The 16,103-nt window shown below is 32.1% G+C and carries 22 protein-coding genes; 8 read left to right on the top strand and 14 right to left on the bottom strand.

What is annotated here, in order from left to right; all coding sequences use genetic code 11:
- Window positions 1–12: 12 nt before the first annotated feature.
- From V9L05_RS19930 to V9L05_RS19900, 7 genes are all read left to right on the top strand, one after another.
- Window positions 13–291 (top strand): hypothetical protein, encoded by a 279-nt coding sequence (locus V9L05_RS19930; protein WP_338813645.1) that lies wholly within the window; start codon window positions 13–15, stop codon window positions 289–291.
- A 73-nt stretch (window positions 292–364) separates the two neighbouring features.
- Window positions 365–796 (top strand): hypothetical protein, encoded by a 432-nt coding sequence (locus tag V9L05_RS19925; RefSeq protein WP_338813644.1) that lies wholly within the window; start codon window positions 365–367, stop codon window positions 794–796.
- Window positions 783–2,324, top strand: a complete 1,542-nt coding sequence (locus V9L05_RS19920) for a hypothetical protein (RefSeq protein WP_338813643.1) — start codon at window positions 783–785, stop codon at window positions 2,322–2,324. The genes V9L05_RS19925 and V9L05_RS19920 overlap by 14 nt, the downstream gene beginning before the upstream one ends.
- A gap of 6 nt (window positions 2,325–2,330) precedes the next feature.
- Entirely contained in the window at window positions 2,331–2,744 is a 414-nt protein-coding gene (locus V9L05_RS19915; RefSeq protein WP_338813642.1) for a phage protein Gp36 family protein, read from the top strand.
- Between the two features lie 11 nt (window positions 2,745–2,755).
- Complete coding sequence (locus V9L05_RS19910) at window positions 2,756–4,747, top strand: DUF935 family protein (RefSeq protein ID WP_338813641.1); 1,992 nt, start codon at window positions 2,756–2,758, stop codon at window positions 4,745–4,747.
- 117 nt (window positions 4,748–4,864) lie between these two features.
- Complete coding sequence (locus V9L05_RS19905; protein WP_338813640.1) at window positions 4,865–5,845, top strand: hypothetical protein; 981 nt, start codon at window positions 4,865–4,867, stop codon at window positions 5,843–5,845.
- 74 nt (window positions 5,846–5,919) lie between these two features.
- Entirely contained in the window at window positions 5,920–6,489 is a 570-nt protein-coding gene (locus V9L05_RS19900) for a phage virion morphogenesis protein (RefSeq protein ID WP_338813639.1), read from the top strand.
- Between the two features lie 46 nt (window positions 6,490–6,535).
- Here V9L05_RS19900 and V9L05_RS19895 read toward each other — a convergent pair whose 3' ends face one another.
- The 12 genes from V9L05_RS19895 to V9L05_RS19840 form a co-directional block, all read right to left on the bottom strand.
- Window positions 6,536–7,189 (bottom strand): hypothetical protein, encoded by a 654-nt coding sequence (locus V9L05_RS19895; RefSeq protein WP_338813638.1) that lies wholly within the window; start codon window positions 7,187–7,189, stop codon window positions 6,536–6,538.
- Between the two features lie 3 nt (window positions 7,190–7,192).
- Complete coding sequence (locus V9L05_RS19890; protein ID WP_338813637.1) at window positions 7,193–7,744, bottom strand: hypothetical protein; 552 nt, start codon at window positions 7,742–7,744, stop codon at window positions 7,193–7,195.
- Window positions 7,737–8,081: a hypothetical protein gene (locus tag V9L05_RS19885; protein ID WP_338813636.1), complete on the bottom strand. Its 345-nt coding sequence runs from the start codon at window positions 8,079–8,081 to the stop codon at window positions 7,737–7,739. The genes V9L05_RS19890 and V9L05_RS19885 overlap by 8 nt, the downstream gene beginning before the upstream one ends.
- Complete coding sequence (locus V9L05_RS19880; protein ID WP_338813635.1) at window positions 8,078–8,734, bottom strand: ATP-binding protein; 657 nt, start codon at window positions 8,732–8,734, stop codon at window positions 8,078–8,080. The genes V9L05_RS19885 and V9L05_RS19880 overlap by 4 nt, the downstream gene beginning before the upstream one ends.
- A 54-nt stretch (window positions 8,735–8,788) precedes the next feature.
- Window positions 8,789–9,106: a hypothetical protein gene (locus V9L05_RS19875; RefSeq protein ID WP_338813634.1), complete on the bottom strand. Its 318-nt coding sequence runs from the start codon at window positions 9,104–9,106 to the stop codon at window positions 8,789–8,791.
- A gap of 34 nt (window positions 9,107–9,140) precedes the next feature.
- Entirely contained in the window at window positions 9,141–9,677 is a 537-nt protein-coding gene (locus V9L05_RS19870; RefSeq protein ID WP_338813633.1) for a hypothetical protein, read from the bottom strand.
- 15 nt (window positions 9,678–9,692) lie between these two features.
- The gene (locus V9L05_RS19865; RefSeq protein WP_338813632.1) at window positions 9,693–10,178 is read right to left on the bottom strand and encodes a hypothetical protein; all 486 of its coding nucleotides are present in this window, start codon (window positions 10,176–10,178) and stop codon (window positions 9,693–9,695) included.
- Window positions 10,179–10,184: 6 nt separating this feature from the next.
- Entirely contained in the window at window positions 10,185–10,520 is a 336-nt protein-coding gene (locus tag V9L05_RS19860) for a hypothetical protein (protein WP_338813631.1), read from the bottom strand.
- Window positions 10,521–10,593: 73 nt separating this feature from the next.
- Window positions 10,594–11,121 carry a host-nuclease inhibitor Gam family protein gene (locus V9L05_RS19855; protein ID WP_338813630.1) on the bottom strand — a complete coding sequence of 176 codons (528 nt, stop codon included), beginning with the start codon at window positions 11,119–11,121 and terminating at the stop codon, window positions 10,594–10,596.
- A 171-nt stretch (window positions 11,122–11,292) separates the two neighbouring features.
- Window positions 11,293–11,769, bottom strand: coding sequence for a hypothetical protein (locus V9L05_RS19850; RefSeq protein ID WP_338813629.1), 477 nt, complete (start codon window positions 11,767–11,769; stop codon window positions 11,293–11,295).
- A 1-nt stretch (window position 11,770) separates the two neighbouring features.
- Entirely contained in the window at window positions 11,771–12,673 is a 903-nt protein-coding gene (locus V9L05_RS19845; RefSeq protein WP_338813628.1) for an AAA family ATPase, read from the bottom strand.
- 105 nt (window positions 12,674–12,778) lie between these two features.
- Window positions 12,779–14,761 (bottom strand): hypothetical protein, encoded by a 1,983-nt coding sequence (locus V9L05_RS19840; RefSeq protein WP_338813627.1) that lies wholly within the window; start codon window positions 14,759–14,761, stop codon window positions 12,779–12,781.
- Window positions 14,762–14,891: 130 nt separating this feature from the next.
- Here V9L05_RS19840 and V9L05_RS19835 point away from each other — a divergent pair, with 130 nt between their 5' ends.
- The gene (locus V9L05_RS19835; RefSeq protein ID WP_338813626.1) at window positions 14,892–15,161 is read left to right on the top strand and encodes a hypothetical protein; all 270 of its coding nucleotides are present in this window, start codon (window positions 14,892–14,894) and stop codon (window positions 15,159–15,161) included.
- Here V9L05_RS19835 and V9L05_RS19830 read toward each other — a convergent pair.
- Window positions 15,142–15,363, bottom strand: coding sequence for a hypothetical protein (locus V9L05_RS19830; protein ID WP_338813625.1), 222 nt, complete (start codon window positions 15,361–15,363; stop codon window positions 15,142–15,144). The genes V9L05_RS19835 and V9L05_RS19830 overlap by 20 nt on opposite strands.
- Before the next feature lie 55 nt (window positions 15,364–15,418).
- Window positions 15,419–15,856, bottom strand: a complete 438-nt coding sequence (locus tag V9L05_RS19825; protein ID WP_338813624.1) for a hypothetical protein — start codon at window positions 15,854–15,856, stop codon at window positions 15,419–15,421.
- Window positions 15,857–16,103 lie beyond the last annotated feature (247 nt).

The raw sequence follows: 16,103 nt of genomic DNA, 5'->3' as shown, positions 1-16,103 counted from the left end.
ATTTGTTAGCAAATGATACTAGCTATGGAATTACCTTTTAGTCAATTTTTGGAAAGAATCAATTTGAAAGAACTATTACCTCGTGGATATGCTAAAATAGTAGCAAATGAGTTTGGTTGTTCTCCTGAAAAAATATATTCTATTTCGGCTGGGCGTACAAAGAACAATGAAATACTTTTACACCTACTAAATATGGCAGAACAAGAATATAATAGAGTCATAGAAATTGAGCAAAAACTAACAAAATTAGAAAACGCCATAAATAGCCCTTTAAGCGTTCCAATTTCTTAGCTATCCATTTTACCAAGTGCAAAATAATTTTGCATTCTAAAAGAAATTAAACAGTAGTTAAACGGTTTTCACAATGGATAAACAAGATGTTGCTAAAATACTTTTCGTTAATGCTAATTTAAGTGGTAAAGAAATAGCCGAAAAGTTCTCGGTTTCTGAAAACACAATTTCTACATGGAGAGAAAAAGGAGAGTGGGATGATGCAAAAAAAGCAAAAGGCAATATTAGTAAGATGCGTTTTGATGGCTTGTGTAATTTATACGCTAGATTTTTTCGCTTGTCAGGAATGAGTGATAAAGATTATGATGAAGATAAAATTTCAAAAGTAACAGCTTCTATCAAAAGATTAGAAGATAGGATTCCAGCTATTGCATTTGAACAGGTAGGACAAGAATTTATATTATTCTTGTACGAAACTCAAACGAATGAAACGGCTGAGTTAATTCAAAACATCTATTCTGATTTTATTATTTACTTGACAAGCGAACGCCATGAAAGAAGCTGAAAAATTAAAATTACGTGAAAGTTGGTCGGCTATTGTAGAGCGTACAAAAAAAATACAAGCAAAACCCACAAACGAAAAAAAGAAAAAAGAGAGAATAGAGAGAGCCAAAAAGGACTACTCTTATTTTTGTGAGTATTATTTTGAACACTATTGCTTGAATGAAAAAGATGAGTTAGTTCCCAACGCTCCTTTTCATAACAAACTAGCCAATCAATTTTTAGAGGACAAACAAATAAAAATTATTGTAGAGTGGTCAAGAGCTTTGGCAAAAAGTACGCACGTAGATTTGTTTATTCCTTTATGGTTAATGATTCAAGATGAGAAACAAATAAATACGCTTGTTTTAGTAGGTAAAAACCAAACCAGCGCAACGATACTTTTACAAGGTTTACAAGCTGAATTGCAATACAATGAACGTTTTATAGAAGATTTTGGTAAGCAACATTCACACGGAAACTGGTCTGATTCTGATTTTACTACTAAAAACGGTATTTCATTTATGGCGTTGGGAATGGGACAATCTCCAAGGGGATTGAGAAAAGGAAGCAAACGCCCAGATTTTATTATCTGTGATGATTTGGATTATGAAGAATTATGCAGAAATGAAATACGAGTAGAGGAAGTTGTACAATGGATTTTGAGAGCGTTAATTCCTTCTATGGATATAGGAACGGCACGTTTTGCCTTTGTAAATAATAGGATTTCAGAAAAAGGGATTTTAGCAAAATTAGTAGAACGGAATCCACATTGGAAACACTCAAAAGTAAATGCTTTAGATGATAAAGGCAATCCATCATGGAAAGCAAAATATACAAAAGCATATTATACACAACTTAGAAAAGATATTGGTACAAACGCCTTTATGACCGAGTACCAAAACACACCAATAACAGAAGGCAATACCTTCAAAAAAGATTGGATTGCGTGGCGTAAAATTCTACCTCTAAAAGATTACCGAGCTATTGTTTCTTATTGTGACCCAAGTTTTAAAGCTACCAAAACGGCAGATTATAAAGCCATTGCAACTATTGGTTTGCGAACTGATGGCACGTATGATTTGATTGATTTATGGGTTCGGCAAAGAAAGTCTATTAATGATATGGTAAGTTATCATTACGATTTACACGAACGTATTTTGGCAGAAGGCGCAACGGCTCAACATTATATGGAAGCTAATTTTATTCAAGATATGCACCTCCAAAACTACACTACTGAAGGTAAAAAACGAGGGTATCAATTAGCCATACGAGCAGACAAACAGGCTAAAAGCGCAAAAGAAAGTCGTATTGAAGCAATGTCCCCACTTTATGAAAATACTCATATTTATCATAATGAGGAAAAACAGAAAGATAATGACTTCTTAACTTACATTGACCAACTCTTAGCATTTGGGAGTAAAGGGGCGCACGATGATGCGCCTGATGCTGTGGAGGGTGCAATATCTATGTTACAAAAAGCAAGAGCAAAAGACTTTAAGCCAAGAACAGGAAATTTTGTTACTAAATCTATTCGTAAATTTTTTAGATAAATAACTATGCAATTCTTACTAGAAACTGATTTTGATGTTCAAATAATGACTATGATTTTGAACATTCAAACGAATGAAGACCCTTTAATTTTAGACAATGCCGAATCTGCCAGCATCTCGGAGATGATTAGCTATTTATCTACTCGTTACAATACGGAAGAAATATTTGCAGCTACTGGCGATGATAGGCACAGGTTGATAGTAATGTATTTGGTAGATATGGTAATCTACCATACAGGCGCACGCAACATACCGAAGCAAAACATTGAATTAAGAGGTATAAGATATGAAGCTGCCATAAACTGGCTAAATAAGGTAAACAAAGGATTATTAAACCCTGATTTACCAAAACTTACTGACGAAAACGGAAACACTAAAACTACTTTCCGTTGGGGTTCACAACCATTAAGAAGTAGATAAAACTTACAATTATGTTACAAAAATTAAAATCCTTGTTTGGTATTTCTACTTTAGAAAAAAACCAAATGACAACGCTTTCTGATAGGGATAAAGAAGAAAAAAAAGGCTTTCGTTATCGTATCAAAAGCAAGCCAGTAGCTGTAACTTTAGGGATGAAGGAGTTTAAACAAGCTCTTGAATTAGCTAAAAAATTTGATAAACCAAAATGGAATGCTTTAATAGACCAGTACGAAGTAGCTTTATTTGACTGTCATTTATCTGCTCAAATTTATAATAGAAAACAGAAAGTTTTGAAACAAAAGTTTGCCATTTTTGAGAATGAAAAAATCAATGATGAAAAGACAAAATTAGTTCAAAAACCGTTTTTCTATGATTTTATTGATTTGTCTTTAGATGCCCTTTTCTTTGGCAATTCTTTGGTAGAGTTTTCTAGTATGAATGACCAAGGCGAATTTACAGAAGTACACCTTATACCAAGACAACATGTTTCGCCAAGTGATGGTGTTATTTATTTTAATCTTTCCGACCAAAGAGGTTACGATTACAGAGATAAAAAAGTAAAGGAAAACGCTTTTTTGTTTGAAGTAAATAACGGTGATTTTGGTTTGTTAGCAAAAGCAACACCACAAGCAATACGAAAAACCTACTCTTTAGAAGATTGGAGTATAAAATGCGAGAAATTTGGACAGCCATTTATTGCTCTTTTTACTGATGAGCAAGACAAAGAATTGCTAGACGAGTATCAAAATATGCTTACAAATATGGGTGCAAATGGTTACGGTATTTTTGGTAGTAAAGATAGAAATATGATAGAGTACATTGAGGCAAATAGTGGTCAAGGTGCATATCAAACTTTTTCTGAATTGATAAAATTCTGTAATGAAGAAATTTCAAAACTAATTGCTGGTGGAACAGGAACAACCGATGAAAAGGCTTTTGTAGGTACGGCAGAGTTACACGAACGAATGCTAAACGACATTGTAGATGCTGATATGCGTTATACAGAAAGTCTAATTACCTATAATCTAATTCCGTTTTTGGTTTCTCATGGTTATCCTTTAGAAGGTTGTGAGTTTCGTTTTGTTATGCCTGAAAAGGAAAAAGAACAAAAAAAAGACAGCCCAAACACAACCGAAGAAAAAAAGAAGGAACAAAAAACAGATAACGAACTATCTGTAAAAAAGTCTTTCGGTACAATTATACTACCGACTAATTCGGATGATTGTTGTACCTTAAAAGACGATGACAAAGCAGAATTTGACATCAATCTAGCAAGTTTCATAAAGCAAATCTTTGAAGGAAAACTAAAGAAAGGCGAAATTTCAAAATCTGTATTTCGTATTTATAATGAGATTTTACAAGCTGCAATTAGTGAAGGCTACGAAAACATACCAGACTCTGATAAAGCATTTTACAATGAATTATCATACAACCAAAGTGTTTTTGCAGCCTTCAAAACGCATTCAATCGGTGCGAAACTTGCCGAACAACTGACAGACGAAAATGGACAACTTCGCACCTTTTCAGAATTTCAAAAAGCCGTAAATCCTTTGTTAGATAACTATAACAAAAATTGGCTAAGGGCAGAATACAACACTTCCGTAGCCAGTGCACAAGCTGCAAAGAAATGGCAGCAAATCCAAAGAGATAAAGATTTGTTTCCTTACTTACAGTTTAAAACCCAAAACGATAAGGCAGTACGTGGAGAACATAAACGATTACATAATATTATTCGAAAAGTAGATGATTCATTTTGGAACACTCATTATGCGCCATTAGCTTATAATTGTAGATGTTATGTAATACAATTAGAAGAAGGAACAGAAACAAAATTACCTAAAGACCTTCCACAACCAAAAGAAGGCTTTGAGGAAAATGTAGGAAAAACGGCACGCATTTTTGATGTTAAAAAAAGTAGCTATTCCGAAGGAACGACACTAAAAAAAGTTACTTCTTTTCTTAAAAATGTTGCTAATATTGTTATTCCAAAAAAAGAAGAGTAAAACAAAAACGGCTTTCTAATTTCTTAGAAAACCGTTTTTGTTTTTCTTGTAAAAAGAAGTATTATTGTGATAGGATAAAAACATCCTGCTATTAAAAACATCCTATCTAATACAATAATGAATACTTTAAACTACCTAAAAGTAGGCTTATTACTAGCCTTGCTTTCATTTTCCTATGTTTCAAATGCTCAAATAAGTCTAAATGATGGCTTAAAACTAGGAAAAAAATTTGCCAAAGATGCTAAAGCTAATAAAAAAAGTAAATTAGCTGAACAGTACACTATAAAGGAAACCACATCGGAAGGTTTAGAACTGATAATGATGCGAGTTCCTATTGATAAAATCAAAAGCGATGCAAAAAATTCTATTATAGAAGCTCAAAACGGTTTACAAACAGCTTACACTCGTTATAAATCTAAAATGTCTATTGAAAACGTAGATAGAATAAGACAAGATATTAGTAGAATAAGAGCAATAGATAGAGATTGGCTAGTAGCTAGTTATGAAAGCGAATCTGAATTTTATCAATCTTATGAGAAAAAAAGAGTAAAAGAAGAGCGAGAAGCTGAAAAAAAAAGAAAATTAGATGAATTAGAAAATCAGCGAAAAAGAGTTGATAGCCTAAAAAAAGCAAGTGAAGAAAAAGAATATCAAAACCGAGTACGTGGTTATCATTTCGTAAATAAAGAAGATTTACAAATACTAGAAACAGCTCAAAATAATAGTAAACAGTTAGGAAAAGTTAGTTTATGTAGTTATATCAAAGTTTTAGATACTACAAAAGTAAACGGATATGTTGAGATAAAAGTAGATGATATAACAGGATATGTATTATCTGAATATTTAGTAAACGACTTAGATAAAATTACTGTTCCTTATGCCGACATACAGAGTGCTAAGAAATCCATGTTTACCTCAGTTAGCAAGACAGTTTCCGAAGAAGAAGCGAAAGAATTACGAAGACTTGCTAAAGAACAGGAAAGACAGCAAAATAATATAAATACAGGAAGAAAATATTATCGTGGCCCTAGAGGAGGTTGCTATTATATTGATTCAGGTGGCAACAAGCAATATGTAGATAGAAATATTTGTAATTAATGTTATATAACAAAAAGCCATAATTATTGAATAAGTTACAGCTTTTTGTTATCTTCATAGAAAAATTTTCAATTATGAAAAAACGAGATATAAAACATTTAGGTAACGATATAGCCAAAAAACAAGCCGAACTAAAGAAGTATCTAGTAAAAGACTTTCCTAGATTGGTAGCTAATGATGCCTTGCAGACTTTTGATGATTCTTGGGATAAACAAGGATTTACAGACGAAAAAGGAACGTTTAAGAGTTGGGAAGAACGAAAAAAAAATGACGGCTCAAAAAGTGATTCTAATAGAGGAACTTTAATTGGAAAAGGAAGTGGGATATTAAGACGAAGTTTGGAAGCTAAAAGCATAACTACAAATAAAGTTGTTATTGGCACACCTGTCAAATATGCACAGGCTCACAATGAAGGCGCAGAAATAGAACAAACTATTTCCATAACTCCAAAAATGAGAAAGTTTGCGTGGGCTAAGTTTTACGAAACAAAAAAACCAAGTTGGAGAGGCTTAGCACTTACAAAAAAGAAAGAAATAAACCGTACTTTGACTATACCAAAACGTCAGTTTATGGGTAATTCTAAACCTCTGACAGATAAAATTAGAAAGCGATTAGATACTAAAATGAATAAACTATTCGAATAAAAAAAAGCCTTCAAATTTTCACTTTGAAGGCTTTTTTAATAGCGTTTTAAGGTTTTACCCAATCTACTATTTTAGATTTGTTATTTACTGAATAAACAGGCTTATAACCTAATACTTGCAAATGCTGCAAATACTTTGGTATCTCCTGTGGAGGTAACGAGTTTTTGAACTTTACAGAATAAAAAACAGGATAATTGTTTTTTTCTACTTCTATTACACCTTGTTTTTGTGTATTTAGCCAGTCTTGAACTTCCGAAATGTATTTATCAAAAAAAGAAATCGTTTTTGTTTTCGCATACCATTCAGATAAATCAAACCACGCTTGTACAAGTTCAGGTGTCCAATTTTGTTTTTTCAAAATTTGCTTTTCCTTCGTTGTGAAATCCTTAGCGTATTTAAAACCTTTGTTTCGCTCATATACTTTGCGCCAAAGGTTTGCATTATTCGCCAAAACTTCATTTTCTTCAGGAGAATTAGTTTGTTTCAAAACAGCGTAAGTATGCTCATTTATTTCAATCCGTTTCTTTCCGAAATTTTCAGAAGTTAGAATATGAGTATTGATTAACGTAAATAAGTCAATCAAATGCACTACTTTCATATTCTTTTTGAGTGCTATTTGAGTAAAGAAGTCTTCGCTGGTATCAAAAAAAAGCAGCGTTTTTACGCTGCCTGATTTCTTAGATTTTATGTAGTAACGCATAGATTAATTAGTTTTAGTCATAAATTCAGTAACATCAAATTCAATCTCATTTCCATCGTCATCAAAAACAGAAACTTTCCAATCCTTCCTGTTCTTTCTTGCCTTTGCCTTCAATGTACTTTCTCCAATTCTCTCAAATTGTGTAACGAGTGTGGTTAATTCTTTGTAAGTATATGAATTTAAGCCTTTTTTGAGGTAGCCTAATTTCTCCACACACGAATAAATGCGTTTCATATCAGCTTTGCCGTCATCCGTATTCATATCAAATGCCTCACGACAAATACCAATTATCATTCGACGCATATTATTCCCTTCTTGCTGCTCATAGTCAAAAGCCGTTTTGCGAAAAGGTCTTGCATTTCGTTTTTGAGAAATATTTGAAGTCTGATTATGAAAATCTATAAACTTCTGTATTTCATCGCTAGTCATTTCCTTTGTGCTTTCGGTTCTGCCTTCGGTATATTCAAAAACAATTTCCTTTTTATTATCTCGTAAATTCTTACGATTTAGGATTGAATTAAATATCCGTATTTGGGTGTTGTTTGGGCTATTCACTTTCTACCTCCTTTCCTATATTATTTCCCATATTATTTAAAAAGCGAAGAAAAGCATAAATATTTGTAAATACATTTCCGTTTTCTTCAATTGGACTGCCAGCCAAATAATGCAATAAAGAACCTGCTAAAAACAAATGATAGTTTTTAACATCAGATTTTGTCAATCCTTTATCTCTTATTTTGAAAAACTCTTTTGTCCAATCTTGCACATAAATGCCCTTTTGCCTTGCATATTCTAATACTTTTTCAGAGTAAATATTTACAGTTGTTCTGTTGTATCCCTCCGAAGATGCAATAAGAAGTTTTACTATTAGAAATTCCTCTGAATTTATCATGAGCTTTTTTGATTTAGAGTTTGATTGAATGGTATAGAGTGAGTTTGTCCTTGTTGCGCTTTTTGAGGTGCATCAAAGATTTTGTAAGGTTCGGTATGTCCGAAGCGTGAAGCTGCCTTTGCTACTCCTTTATGAACCGTAATTTTTATATCTACCATATATTCAATAGCTTTTCCGTATTCGCCTTTCGGCTTTCCTCCCTTAGACCAACTTATTATGAGAAATGCTTTCTTTGGGTATTTTTCAATAAGGAGTTTGTATTGTGCAGTAGTCAGATTTGCGTATTGAAGTGAATCAATGATTACAAATTTTGCACGGTTTTTTTTGAGTTTTTCCAGCATCTCTTCAAACGTATCACGGTCTCCAAACATCAACTGGCTTTTTTTCACTTCATGTATATCACAAAACTGACAAACCTTTTGAAGGCTTCGGCTTTCGCCTTGCTCACAAGAGTTGTAATATACTTTACCGTGTTTGGCTAACTCTTTAGTTAGCTTAATGCAAAATGTAGTCTTTCCACTTCCACTATCTCCATAGATTAAAGCCGTAAATCCGACTTCGGGTTCGCCTATTGCTTTTTTCCATTCCTCGCTAATTGGAATGGTTACATACTCTTTTTTCAGCAGAGTATGATGCGAAAATGTCTTTCCCATAGTTTTTGATTTTTATTGATTTGATAATTGATTAATTAGAAAATTTAGTATGTCTTAATAGAATATATTTCTGTCAGTGAACTCAAATAATTCTTCTATTTGATTCATTGCGTCAACCAATCCGAAAAGACCATTATCTTTAAGACACCCTTTTATACAAAACTCTTCATTGTCATACCTGCATTTTAAACTAATGTAGTTGCCAATTACAAGCTCTGATTCAACCAAAAAGACTTGCTCACCTACATTAATAGTTTTGTTAGTAATTGGAATTCTCTTTTTACATAAAGCAACTTTTTTTATTATTGTCGTTTTCTTTTTTACCTGCTCTGATTGTTCGCCAAGATGCTTTGGTATATATAGTTTTGACATTTGATTAAAATTTATTGATTTGATAATTGATTAATTAGAAAATTTCCTTTTGTGAATTGTAGGTTTTCATTTCTTCTATTCGAAAAGGAATTTTTCGTTTTCGGAAATCTTTGGCCATTTTTAAGGAATATTTTTCAAAATCTTCTAATTCCTTCCACGCCTTGTTTCCACTTTTTTTATTTTTTAGGTTAGCTTTTAAATACTCTCTGTATAGGTATTTATATTGCTCAGAATGATATATTTTATGTTCATCCCAAAAACAATTTCTATAATCAGTTAAGAGTTCTCTTAGGTAATTTTCATTCTGAACAATTACTAAATATGACCTATATTTAATTTCATAATCAGTTCCATATATACCATTCACTTTCCTGCATAAAGCAGTCATTAAGTCCATATTTGACATTAAATCAGATAAATATTCCTCAAATAGATAGTATTTATCATTTATCAAAAGTAGTTTGGTGCAGCCATCTGATTTCCAAACGTGATACTTTTCATTGCTTAAATAAGCAAACCAAGGATGAATACAAGTATTTACATCTACTCCTTTTTTATCAGTTATTTTCATTTGATAATTGATTAATTAGAAAAGCTCCTTTTGTACATAGTTTTTGAGCTGTGCAATCATATTTTTTAGAGCTTTTTGTTTTTCTAGTAGCTCGTTTAATGTCTGTTGTTGTTTTGGGTGTGATTCATCACACTCATAGCTAAAATAATTTGTTATTAGCTCAACTAATTCACTAGAAACCTGTACAAATTCACTCATTAGAAAATTACGATATACTGCAAAAGTCAGCTCTAAACTATTGCTTTCATCTTTTGCACGAATTACATACGAATCACCGACTACATAAATGAGATATTTATCAGCGTCGAGTAAGCTGTTTAATTTTTCGTGCCTATAGACAGGTTTTGCATTTGGATTGTGAGTAACAACCTTTGGCGTTTTTTTGAATTGTTCCTCCATAGCTTTGTACTTTTGTTGTAATGGAATTATTGCTGTTGCAATAGGTTGTATTTGCGTTTTGAAGTTCTTAGGTGATACATACTGTTCTTTGTAATATCCCATAAGCGATTATTTGTAGCACAGTAATCGTAAATCCTTTAGAGCTTCCAGCATTGGAGTAGTCATAAAACCAGTATCAGAACTTTTATTAATTGGCAAAGAAAAAGCAAGAGCAGCCGTTTCCGAAGCTGATAAAGTAAGACGATGTTTTGGTTTTTGGATAAATCGTATTTTGTACAACTTGCTAATAAACAACTCCTTAATTAAGAGGTATTGAAGATTTTTGCATGTATTCATACTTAAATCCATTTCTAATGTTTCCTCACAATCATCACTCAAAAGTTCTATTTGCTTTTTTGTAAATTCAATGGATATTTTCCCTGTGCTTGTAATTGAATATTTCATAAATAAGGATTAAAAAAAAGCCTATTAAACAGTATTTAATAGGCTTTTTTGAAGTGTTTAAATGGGTTTTGAATTACGATTTTGCATCGTAGGTTTTGACAAAGAATTTTGTAGAGCTATCTCTTATAATAAGACCACACTCATCAAAAACATCTTTTTCCATTTTACCTTGTCCTAACAACTTTTTTAGATAGTTTTTATCTATCTTTCTAGTTACCTTTTCAGCCTTTTCAGCGTGTCTTTTTACTAAATACTCCTCCAGTAGTTCAATTACATCTTCGTCAGTTAATCCGTCTTTTATTTCAATAGCAAGGGGAGTTTTTCGGTAACCGAACTCTCCAAGAGAATCAAATGTAGATTTTTCAGAGCCTATTTTTTTACAAAACTCTTCCATATATTCCTCTTCTTTTTCCATTGTCGTTTTTAACTGCTCTAAGAGTGGTGAGAATTTCGTTTGTAAAGCTGCAACTTCGGTTTCTAAGTTTCCAGTTATAAGTTGGTGTTCAGCTTCTGCATTGCGATACTTAGCTAGTGATTTTTCGGCTTCGGTACGATTGTAAAGTATTTCTACTTCGGTTGTTTCTACTGTTTTTGTTTCCATAGTTGTAATTGAAATTTATAAAGTGAATTTGAAATTTTATTAAAAAAGAAGACTATAAACAATGCTTATAGTCTTCTTAATCGCTTAGAGAGGGTGTCATGATATTTCAGGCTGCTCATTTAGAGCTATCAAATAAGCCGTTCCTTACCTTTATTTCCTTGCTATAATTAATTATGAATAATGAAAAAAGAATTCTAATTTTTCTTGATAGTATGCGTTTTGGTAAACAAATGATTTTTTGATTTTCTGTTTTCTACTATCAAAGAAATCAAATACAAAAGGCATCATATCGTATCTTGAAAAGTCTAAATGTAGAAATTCATAGAATAGCTTAAAATCCTGAATTTGATGAAGTGTATAAGTAGAATCTGTATCAAAATCGTAAAAATGATATTCATTTGTTTCTAAGTTAAGCACTAACATATCGTTGATGATAAATTCATCACGCTTCTCAAATTGTTTTCCAAACCATTCCTTAAATAAATTCAGTTTCTTAATTTTTTCACGTTGGTGTGGAGGAAAACCTTTATCTTTTAAATACATATCCATAGCATAATGATAGAATGTATAGAATGTATCATCGTTATACCCTGCCAACTCATAAACTAATAATTGGCGTTCTTCGATTGTCAAATTTTTAGTTTTCATATTAGTTGGAAAGGTTTAAAGATTGTAAAACTTCTAAAGTGATTTTTTCGCCTTTGGCAACACGAAGCGCATTGATAATAAGGTTTTTGAGAGTACCAAAACAAGTAACATTGCTTTTCACAAAGTGTAATTCTTGTTTATCTGCAATACCGTACTGCTCACAAACAAACTTTATTTCTTCCCAATCTAAATTTGGGATATTTTGCCAGTATTCAATGCGCCTGTGTAACTCAGGAAAAGCCATTTTATCACGGCTTTTCATTTTATCTAAATGTTCCTTCATTTTCTCTACTCCAAAAACACCTATACCCAAATTAGGTACTCTATCAAAAACCAACTGTATAATAGGATAGATGTCATTTCTAACTTTACCTAAATCGTCCAAAATCCATAAAGGCTTTTCTAATTTCCTTAGATTGTCAGCTATTCTATTTACCTTATCTTCCTTTGTGCCATTTAATCCTATTCCAAAAGATTCTAAAGTGGAATTTAGAAACCCTTTTTGTGTCATTAATACATCACAAAGAACATAACCAACGTTATCCCCTTCACTTGCGTAAATCCTTAATGCTTCTGTCTTTCCTGCTCCTGTCTTGCCATAACCTGCTAAAAAACGGTGATTCTCTTGCGCATCTTCACAAATATCATGTATTGTCTTTAATCCACGAGTTTCAAATACTTGCCATTCTGATTCTGAATAATCTACTCTAATAAGATTATGAGATGCTAGTTTGCGCCAAAAATCATCACTTATCTTATCCCATTTTCTTTTTGGACTTACAATATTGGAAAGGTTAGCTGAGGAAATACCTAATTTATCAGCAAGTTTGTTTTGACTTTCTCCTTTTTTAGAAAGTAGGTTTTGGATTCGAACTAAAATTTGTTCCTTAAATTCTGTTTTCATACTTTTGTAGTGTTTAATTTTTCGTTGATTTGATAATTGGACACTAAGCCGACCTGTACAGTCGGCTTTTTTATTTAGTATACAATATCAGCAGTAAATAAATAATTAAGAGGCTTCTTTTGGTTTGTAAATACTCGGTTTGAAAGTTTCCTTTTTCGGTGCAAAGTAGCCTTCATTTTTAGTCTTTACTTCCCTTACTTTTGGAGTGGATATATCAATTACTTTCATAGAAAATTCATTGATTTTATCCTTTACAATAGCTTCGTATTGCTGTTTTTGTCGGTAGAATTTGCCTAAATTCTTAGTGTCCTGTTCGGTTCTTTCTACCATTGCTGTATTAACTTTCATTTCTTCCGTGAGCAGCTCGGCTTCGCAAACAAAGTTTGCACCTTGAAATACCCAAACTTTATTATCAAGAAATGGCAGTTTATAGGCTTGTATCTTTTCGGATTTGAGTTTGAAGAACCACGAATCAACATCAAATGGCATTAAGAAACGTTCTGTAAATCCATCAAAATATTGATTTCGTCTTACGGTTGTTTCTACTTTTTCGCCTAACCAGTAAGCCAAATTCATATAGCTTACTTCCTGCATTTTCTCACGATTTACGCCCTCAAAAAATCGTTCTAATCTACTCTTTTGATATTTCTCTTGTATATCGTTATTGTAGTCAGATATTAGAGAAGAAACCATATTTGATAGTTGATATTGATTGTATTTGTGCAGCTTCTTATCAGTGTTCAAACGATTTTCAAGTTTTTGCAAAAATGGTCTTGCCTTAAATCCTTTTGTTTCGCCTTCAAAGTTGTATTTGAAGTTCCTAATATTCCGTTCTGCATGTTTTTCCTGTGCATTTCCACCACGAGCGAACCGAACAAAAGGAAAAATGACACCTTCTTTTAAGTAGGTTTCCTTTGCAGTATTAGCCAAATGTTGTTCGGCTTCCACTTGCCAAGGAACGATGTTTTGAAGTCCGTTTTTGTGTAGAAATTCAAACGTATTGACAATACAGTTTTTGAACAAATCAATGTTCTTTCCACTTTTAAACTCTCCGTTTTTCTTGCTATCAAATTCATACGAATAGCCTATAATTGCCGTTGAATGAACATCAAAAACTAAGTAAGCCCAACATTGAATACCATTTTCAAGAGTAAAGCGCATTACCTTGTCATCCATTGAAAGTTTAGCCAATGAAAAACTAGCTTTATTTCGGTGCGTAAACGGACTTTGAGTAGAATTGTGATGCAATGCACTTGTATATTTCTTTTCCAATGCCAAACGAATAGGGCGTTTTTTAAGCAAGTCATAAACGGCATCGTTACTAATTTCTACACAATCAGCAGCCGAATAAACTTCTCCTGTATCTGTTTTAATTAGCTCGCCATCATTAGAAAGGAATTTTTTGTACTTCTTATGAAGTGAAGCTGCTGTTGGTATGCGTTCGTAAGTAGAAAAAGCCAAGTATAAGAGTACATTTTCGGTTGTTCCTTTTACCAATCTTCTGTTTTGATTACCAGCAACCTCCCAAGTAATAGCCTTTGTTCCTTCGTTCTTAAAATCGGTTATTTTTTGCTGCAAATAGCGCATATTCGTGCCGTTTCCAATGCCTTTAATTGTGTTTTGATTGACTTTTAAGTAGTCTAAAACTGCCAAATAGACAGCTTTTTTACTCTCAAAACCCAGTTTTTTAGCATCTTTCTTTCCTTTTATTTCAATCAGAAAGCGTAAAATACCTGCTGCACGTTTTAAACAAACAGCTAATTCGGCATCGTACTTTATTGTAAAGTATTCTAAATCAATTAGCTTTTCGTAATAGCCAAAATATTGAGGCAATTTACTTGTTTGTGCCTTATTGTAAGATAGTTCTAATTCGGAATAACTCGGTAAGTCTTTTTTGTAGTCTTTTCGTTTGATGCGTTCGTTTGCCTTCAATATACTTTCATAGAATACCCAACCTTTATGGGATTGCTCCCAAGCTCCTTTTGAAACATTAGGAGTAATAGTAGCATCTGAATAAAATTGTTCTAAGAAAGTATATGAAACGGACAAACGCCCTTGTACGATTTGTACATTGTCGTTATAGTCCATAAATAATTGATTAATTTTTTGAAATGAATTGAGCGTGAAGGGGAATCGAACCCCAAAAGAACCGTTCACGCTTTTTTTACTATATTTAGGTTTCAAATTCCACTTTGTTTAACCTAAATTTTATAGTAAAATGATTAATGTAGTTGATAAAATGCCTCGTTACTCAGTTAGAAAAGACAAATTAGCTGACTTAGTAAAATCAGGTATCAATAAAGTTTTTGACGATATCTATAATCAGATAAAAACTAAAACTTATAAATGCCCTAACCCTAATAATAGTACAGCAATAGTAACATTAACTGTTTTGGGCGACCCTATGAATAAGTCATCTATTGAGATAAGTATTGAAACTGATGATACTGAATTAAAAGAATTTTTACTTAATCATTTGAAACTTTAATGCCCTCTATTGCTTTTTCAAAAACTGACTTTAATTCATGTAAAATCATTGATGTTGTTTCTTTTACATCTGGAATTTCCACTTTAATAGTAGATTCTGATGTTTGCTCTTCCTCTGATTCAATAGAATTAATATTGGTATTGGATAAATATACATTCTCTACAACAAAAGAGATATGTAAATGAGTGTGTTTTTTCGCCATTTGAATAGTATTTAAAAGGGTTTTAAATTGAATAAATATGTAGTTTCTGAAAACGTTATACAGTTACTTTATCACACTCTCTAACAAGACTATCGATAGTTTCCATCTTTTCAGAGTGAGTAAAATAACGAGTTGCTCGGTGTGAAATAAGAGAACAATAACAAATAAGGTCTTGATGCGTGTGTACAAGTACTTTTACCAACCTTGTATATTTGCTGATTATAGAATAAAACGCTCTTAGTAGATAGTCTTTATCGCTATAATCAATATCTAAATTTTGATATTCAGGAAGTCTTTTTAAGCATTTTGATTGAATAAGACGAAGTATTTTATAATCGTCTGAGATTTCTCTCATATCTATAAAAAAGACTTTGCTATCATACTCAAATTTGATAATTGCACGAGTAACACACACTTGAATTTCTTCTATTTGTAAAGCATCAACTTTTATATTTTTTGCTTTTGCTCTATAAGGGTTGTTTTGAGTTTTCATTTGTTTAATTTTTATTGATTTGAAATTGATTTGATTGAGGGCGTTAGAGAATCGAACTCTAAAAAAACCGTTCGCCCTAAAAATCCTATCTGACAAAATCAAATAGCATTTTCTATCCTATCTTTAAATTTTACCTTCATTTCAAAGAACTATTTATAAAGTATTCCGTACATTTGGGTACTAATTATCTTTAAATTAATACTCCATATATTATGAATACTTCAAATCTTAAAGCTACAAGGCTCAT

Origin of the sequence: Bernardetia sp. Wsw4-3y2 (assembly GCF_037126295.1) — a bacterium.
In the GTDB taxonomy this organism is placed as follows: domain Bacteria; phylum Bacteroidota; class Bacteroidia; order Cytophagales; family Bernardetiaceae; genus Bernardetia.
The sequence above is the reverse complement of the archived record's forward strand: the minus strand, read 5'-3'. Positions and strand labels throughout refer to the sequence as shown.

What these genes read in the sequence shown, in the direction of transcription:
- V9L05_RS19825 (WP_338813624.1), bottom strand. Translation starts at nt 15,856, where the DNA reads ATGAAAACTCAAAACAACCCTTATAGAGCAAAAGCAAAAAATATAAAA.
- V9L05_RS19845 (WP_338813628.1), bottom strand. Translation starts at nt 12,673, where the DNA reads ATGAAAACAGAATTTAAGGAACAAATTTTAGTTCGAATCCAAAACCTA.
- V9L05_RS19885 (WP_338813636.1), bottom strand. Translation starts at nt 8,081, where the DNA reads ATGATAAATTCAGAGGAATTTCTAATAGTAAAACTTCTTATTGCATCT.
- V9L05_RS19870 (WP_338813633.1), bottom strand. Translation starts at nt 9,677, where the DNA reads ATGAAAATAACTGATAAAAAAGGAGTAGATGTAAATACTTGTATTCAT.
- V9L05_RS19865 (WP_338813632.1), bottom strand. Translation starts at nt 10,178, where the DNA reads ATGGGATATTACAAAGAACAGTATGTATCACCTAAGAACTTCAAAACG.
- V9L05_RS19850 (WP_338813629.1), bottom strand. Translation starts at nt 11,769, where the DNA reads ATGAAAACTAAAAATTTGACAATCGAAGAACGCCAATTATTAGTTTAT.
- V9L05_RS19880 (WP_338813635.1), bottom strand. Translation starts at nt 8,734, where the DNA reads ATGGGAAAGACATTTTCGCATCATACTCTGCTGAAAAAAGAGTATGTA.
- V9L05_RS19905 (WP_338813640.1), top strand. Translation starts at nt 4,865, where the DNA reads ATGAATACTTTAAACTACCTAAAAGTAGGCTTATTACTAGCCTTGCTT.
- V9L05_RS19840 (WP_338813627.1), bottom strand. Translation starts at nt 14,761, where the DNA reads ATGGACTATAACGACAATGTACAAATCGTACAAGGGCGTTTGTCCGTT.
- V9L05_RS19910 (WP_338813641.1), top strand. Translation starts at nt 2,756, where the DNA reads ATGTTACAAAAATTAAAATCCTTGTTTGGTATTTCTACTTTAGAAAAA.
- V9L05_RS19835 (WP_338813626.1), top strand. Translation starts at nt 14,892, where the DNA reads ATGATTAATGTAGTTGATAAAATGCCTCGTTACTCAGTTAGAAAAGAC.
- V9L05_RS19930 (WP_338813645.1), top strand. Translation starts at nt 13, where the DNA reads ATGATACTAGCTATGGAATTACCTTTTAGTCAATTTTTGGAAAGAATC.
- V9L05_RS19875 (WP_338813634.1), bottom strand. Translation starts at nt 9,106, where the DNA reads ATGTCAAAACTATATATACCAAAGCATCTTGGCGAACAATCAGAGCAG.
- V9L05_RS19830 (WP_338813625.1), bottom strand. Translation starts at nt 15,363, where the DNA reads ATGGCGAAAAAACACACTCATTTACATATCTCTTTTGTTGTAGAGAAT.
- V9L05_RS19895 (WP_338813638.1), bottom strand. Translation starts at nt 7,189, where the DNA reads ATGCGTTACTACATAAAATCTAAGAAATCAGGCAGCGTAAAAACGCTG.
- V9L05_RS19925 (WP_338813644.1), top strand. Translation starts at nt 365, where the DNA reads ATGGATAAACAAGATGTTGCTAAAATACTTTTCGTTAATGCTAATTTA.
- V9L05_RS19900 (WP_338813639.1), top strand. Translation starts at nt 5,920, where the DNA reads ATGAAAAAACGAGATATAAAACATTTAGGTAACGATATAGCCAAAAAA.
- V9L05_RS19855 (WP_338813630.1), bottom strand. Translation starts at nt 11,121, where the DNA reads ATGGAAACAAAAACAGTAGAAACAACCGAAGTAGAAATACTTTACAAT.
- V9L05_RS19860 (WP_338813631.1), bottom strand. Translation starts at nt 10,520, where the DNA reads ATGAAATATTCAATTACAAGCACAGGGAAAATATCCATTGAATTTACA.
- V9L05_RS19920 (WP_338813643.1), top strand. Translation starts at nt 783, where the DNA reads ATGAAAGAAGCTGAAAAATTAAAATTACGTGAAAGTTGGTCGGCTATT.
- V9L05_RS19915 (WP_338813642.1), top strand. Translation starts at nt 2,331, where the DNA reads ATGCAATTCTTACTAGAAACTGATTTTGATGTTCAAATAATGACTATG.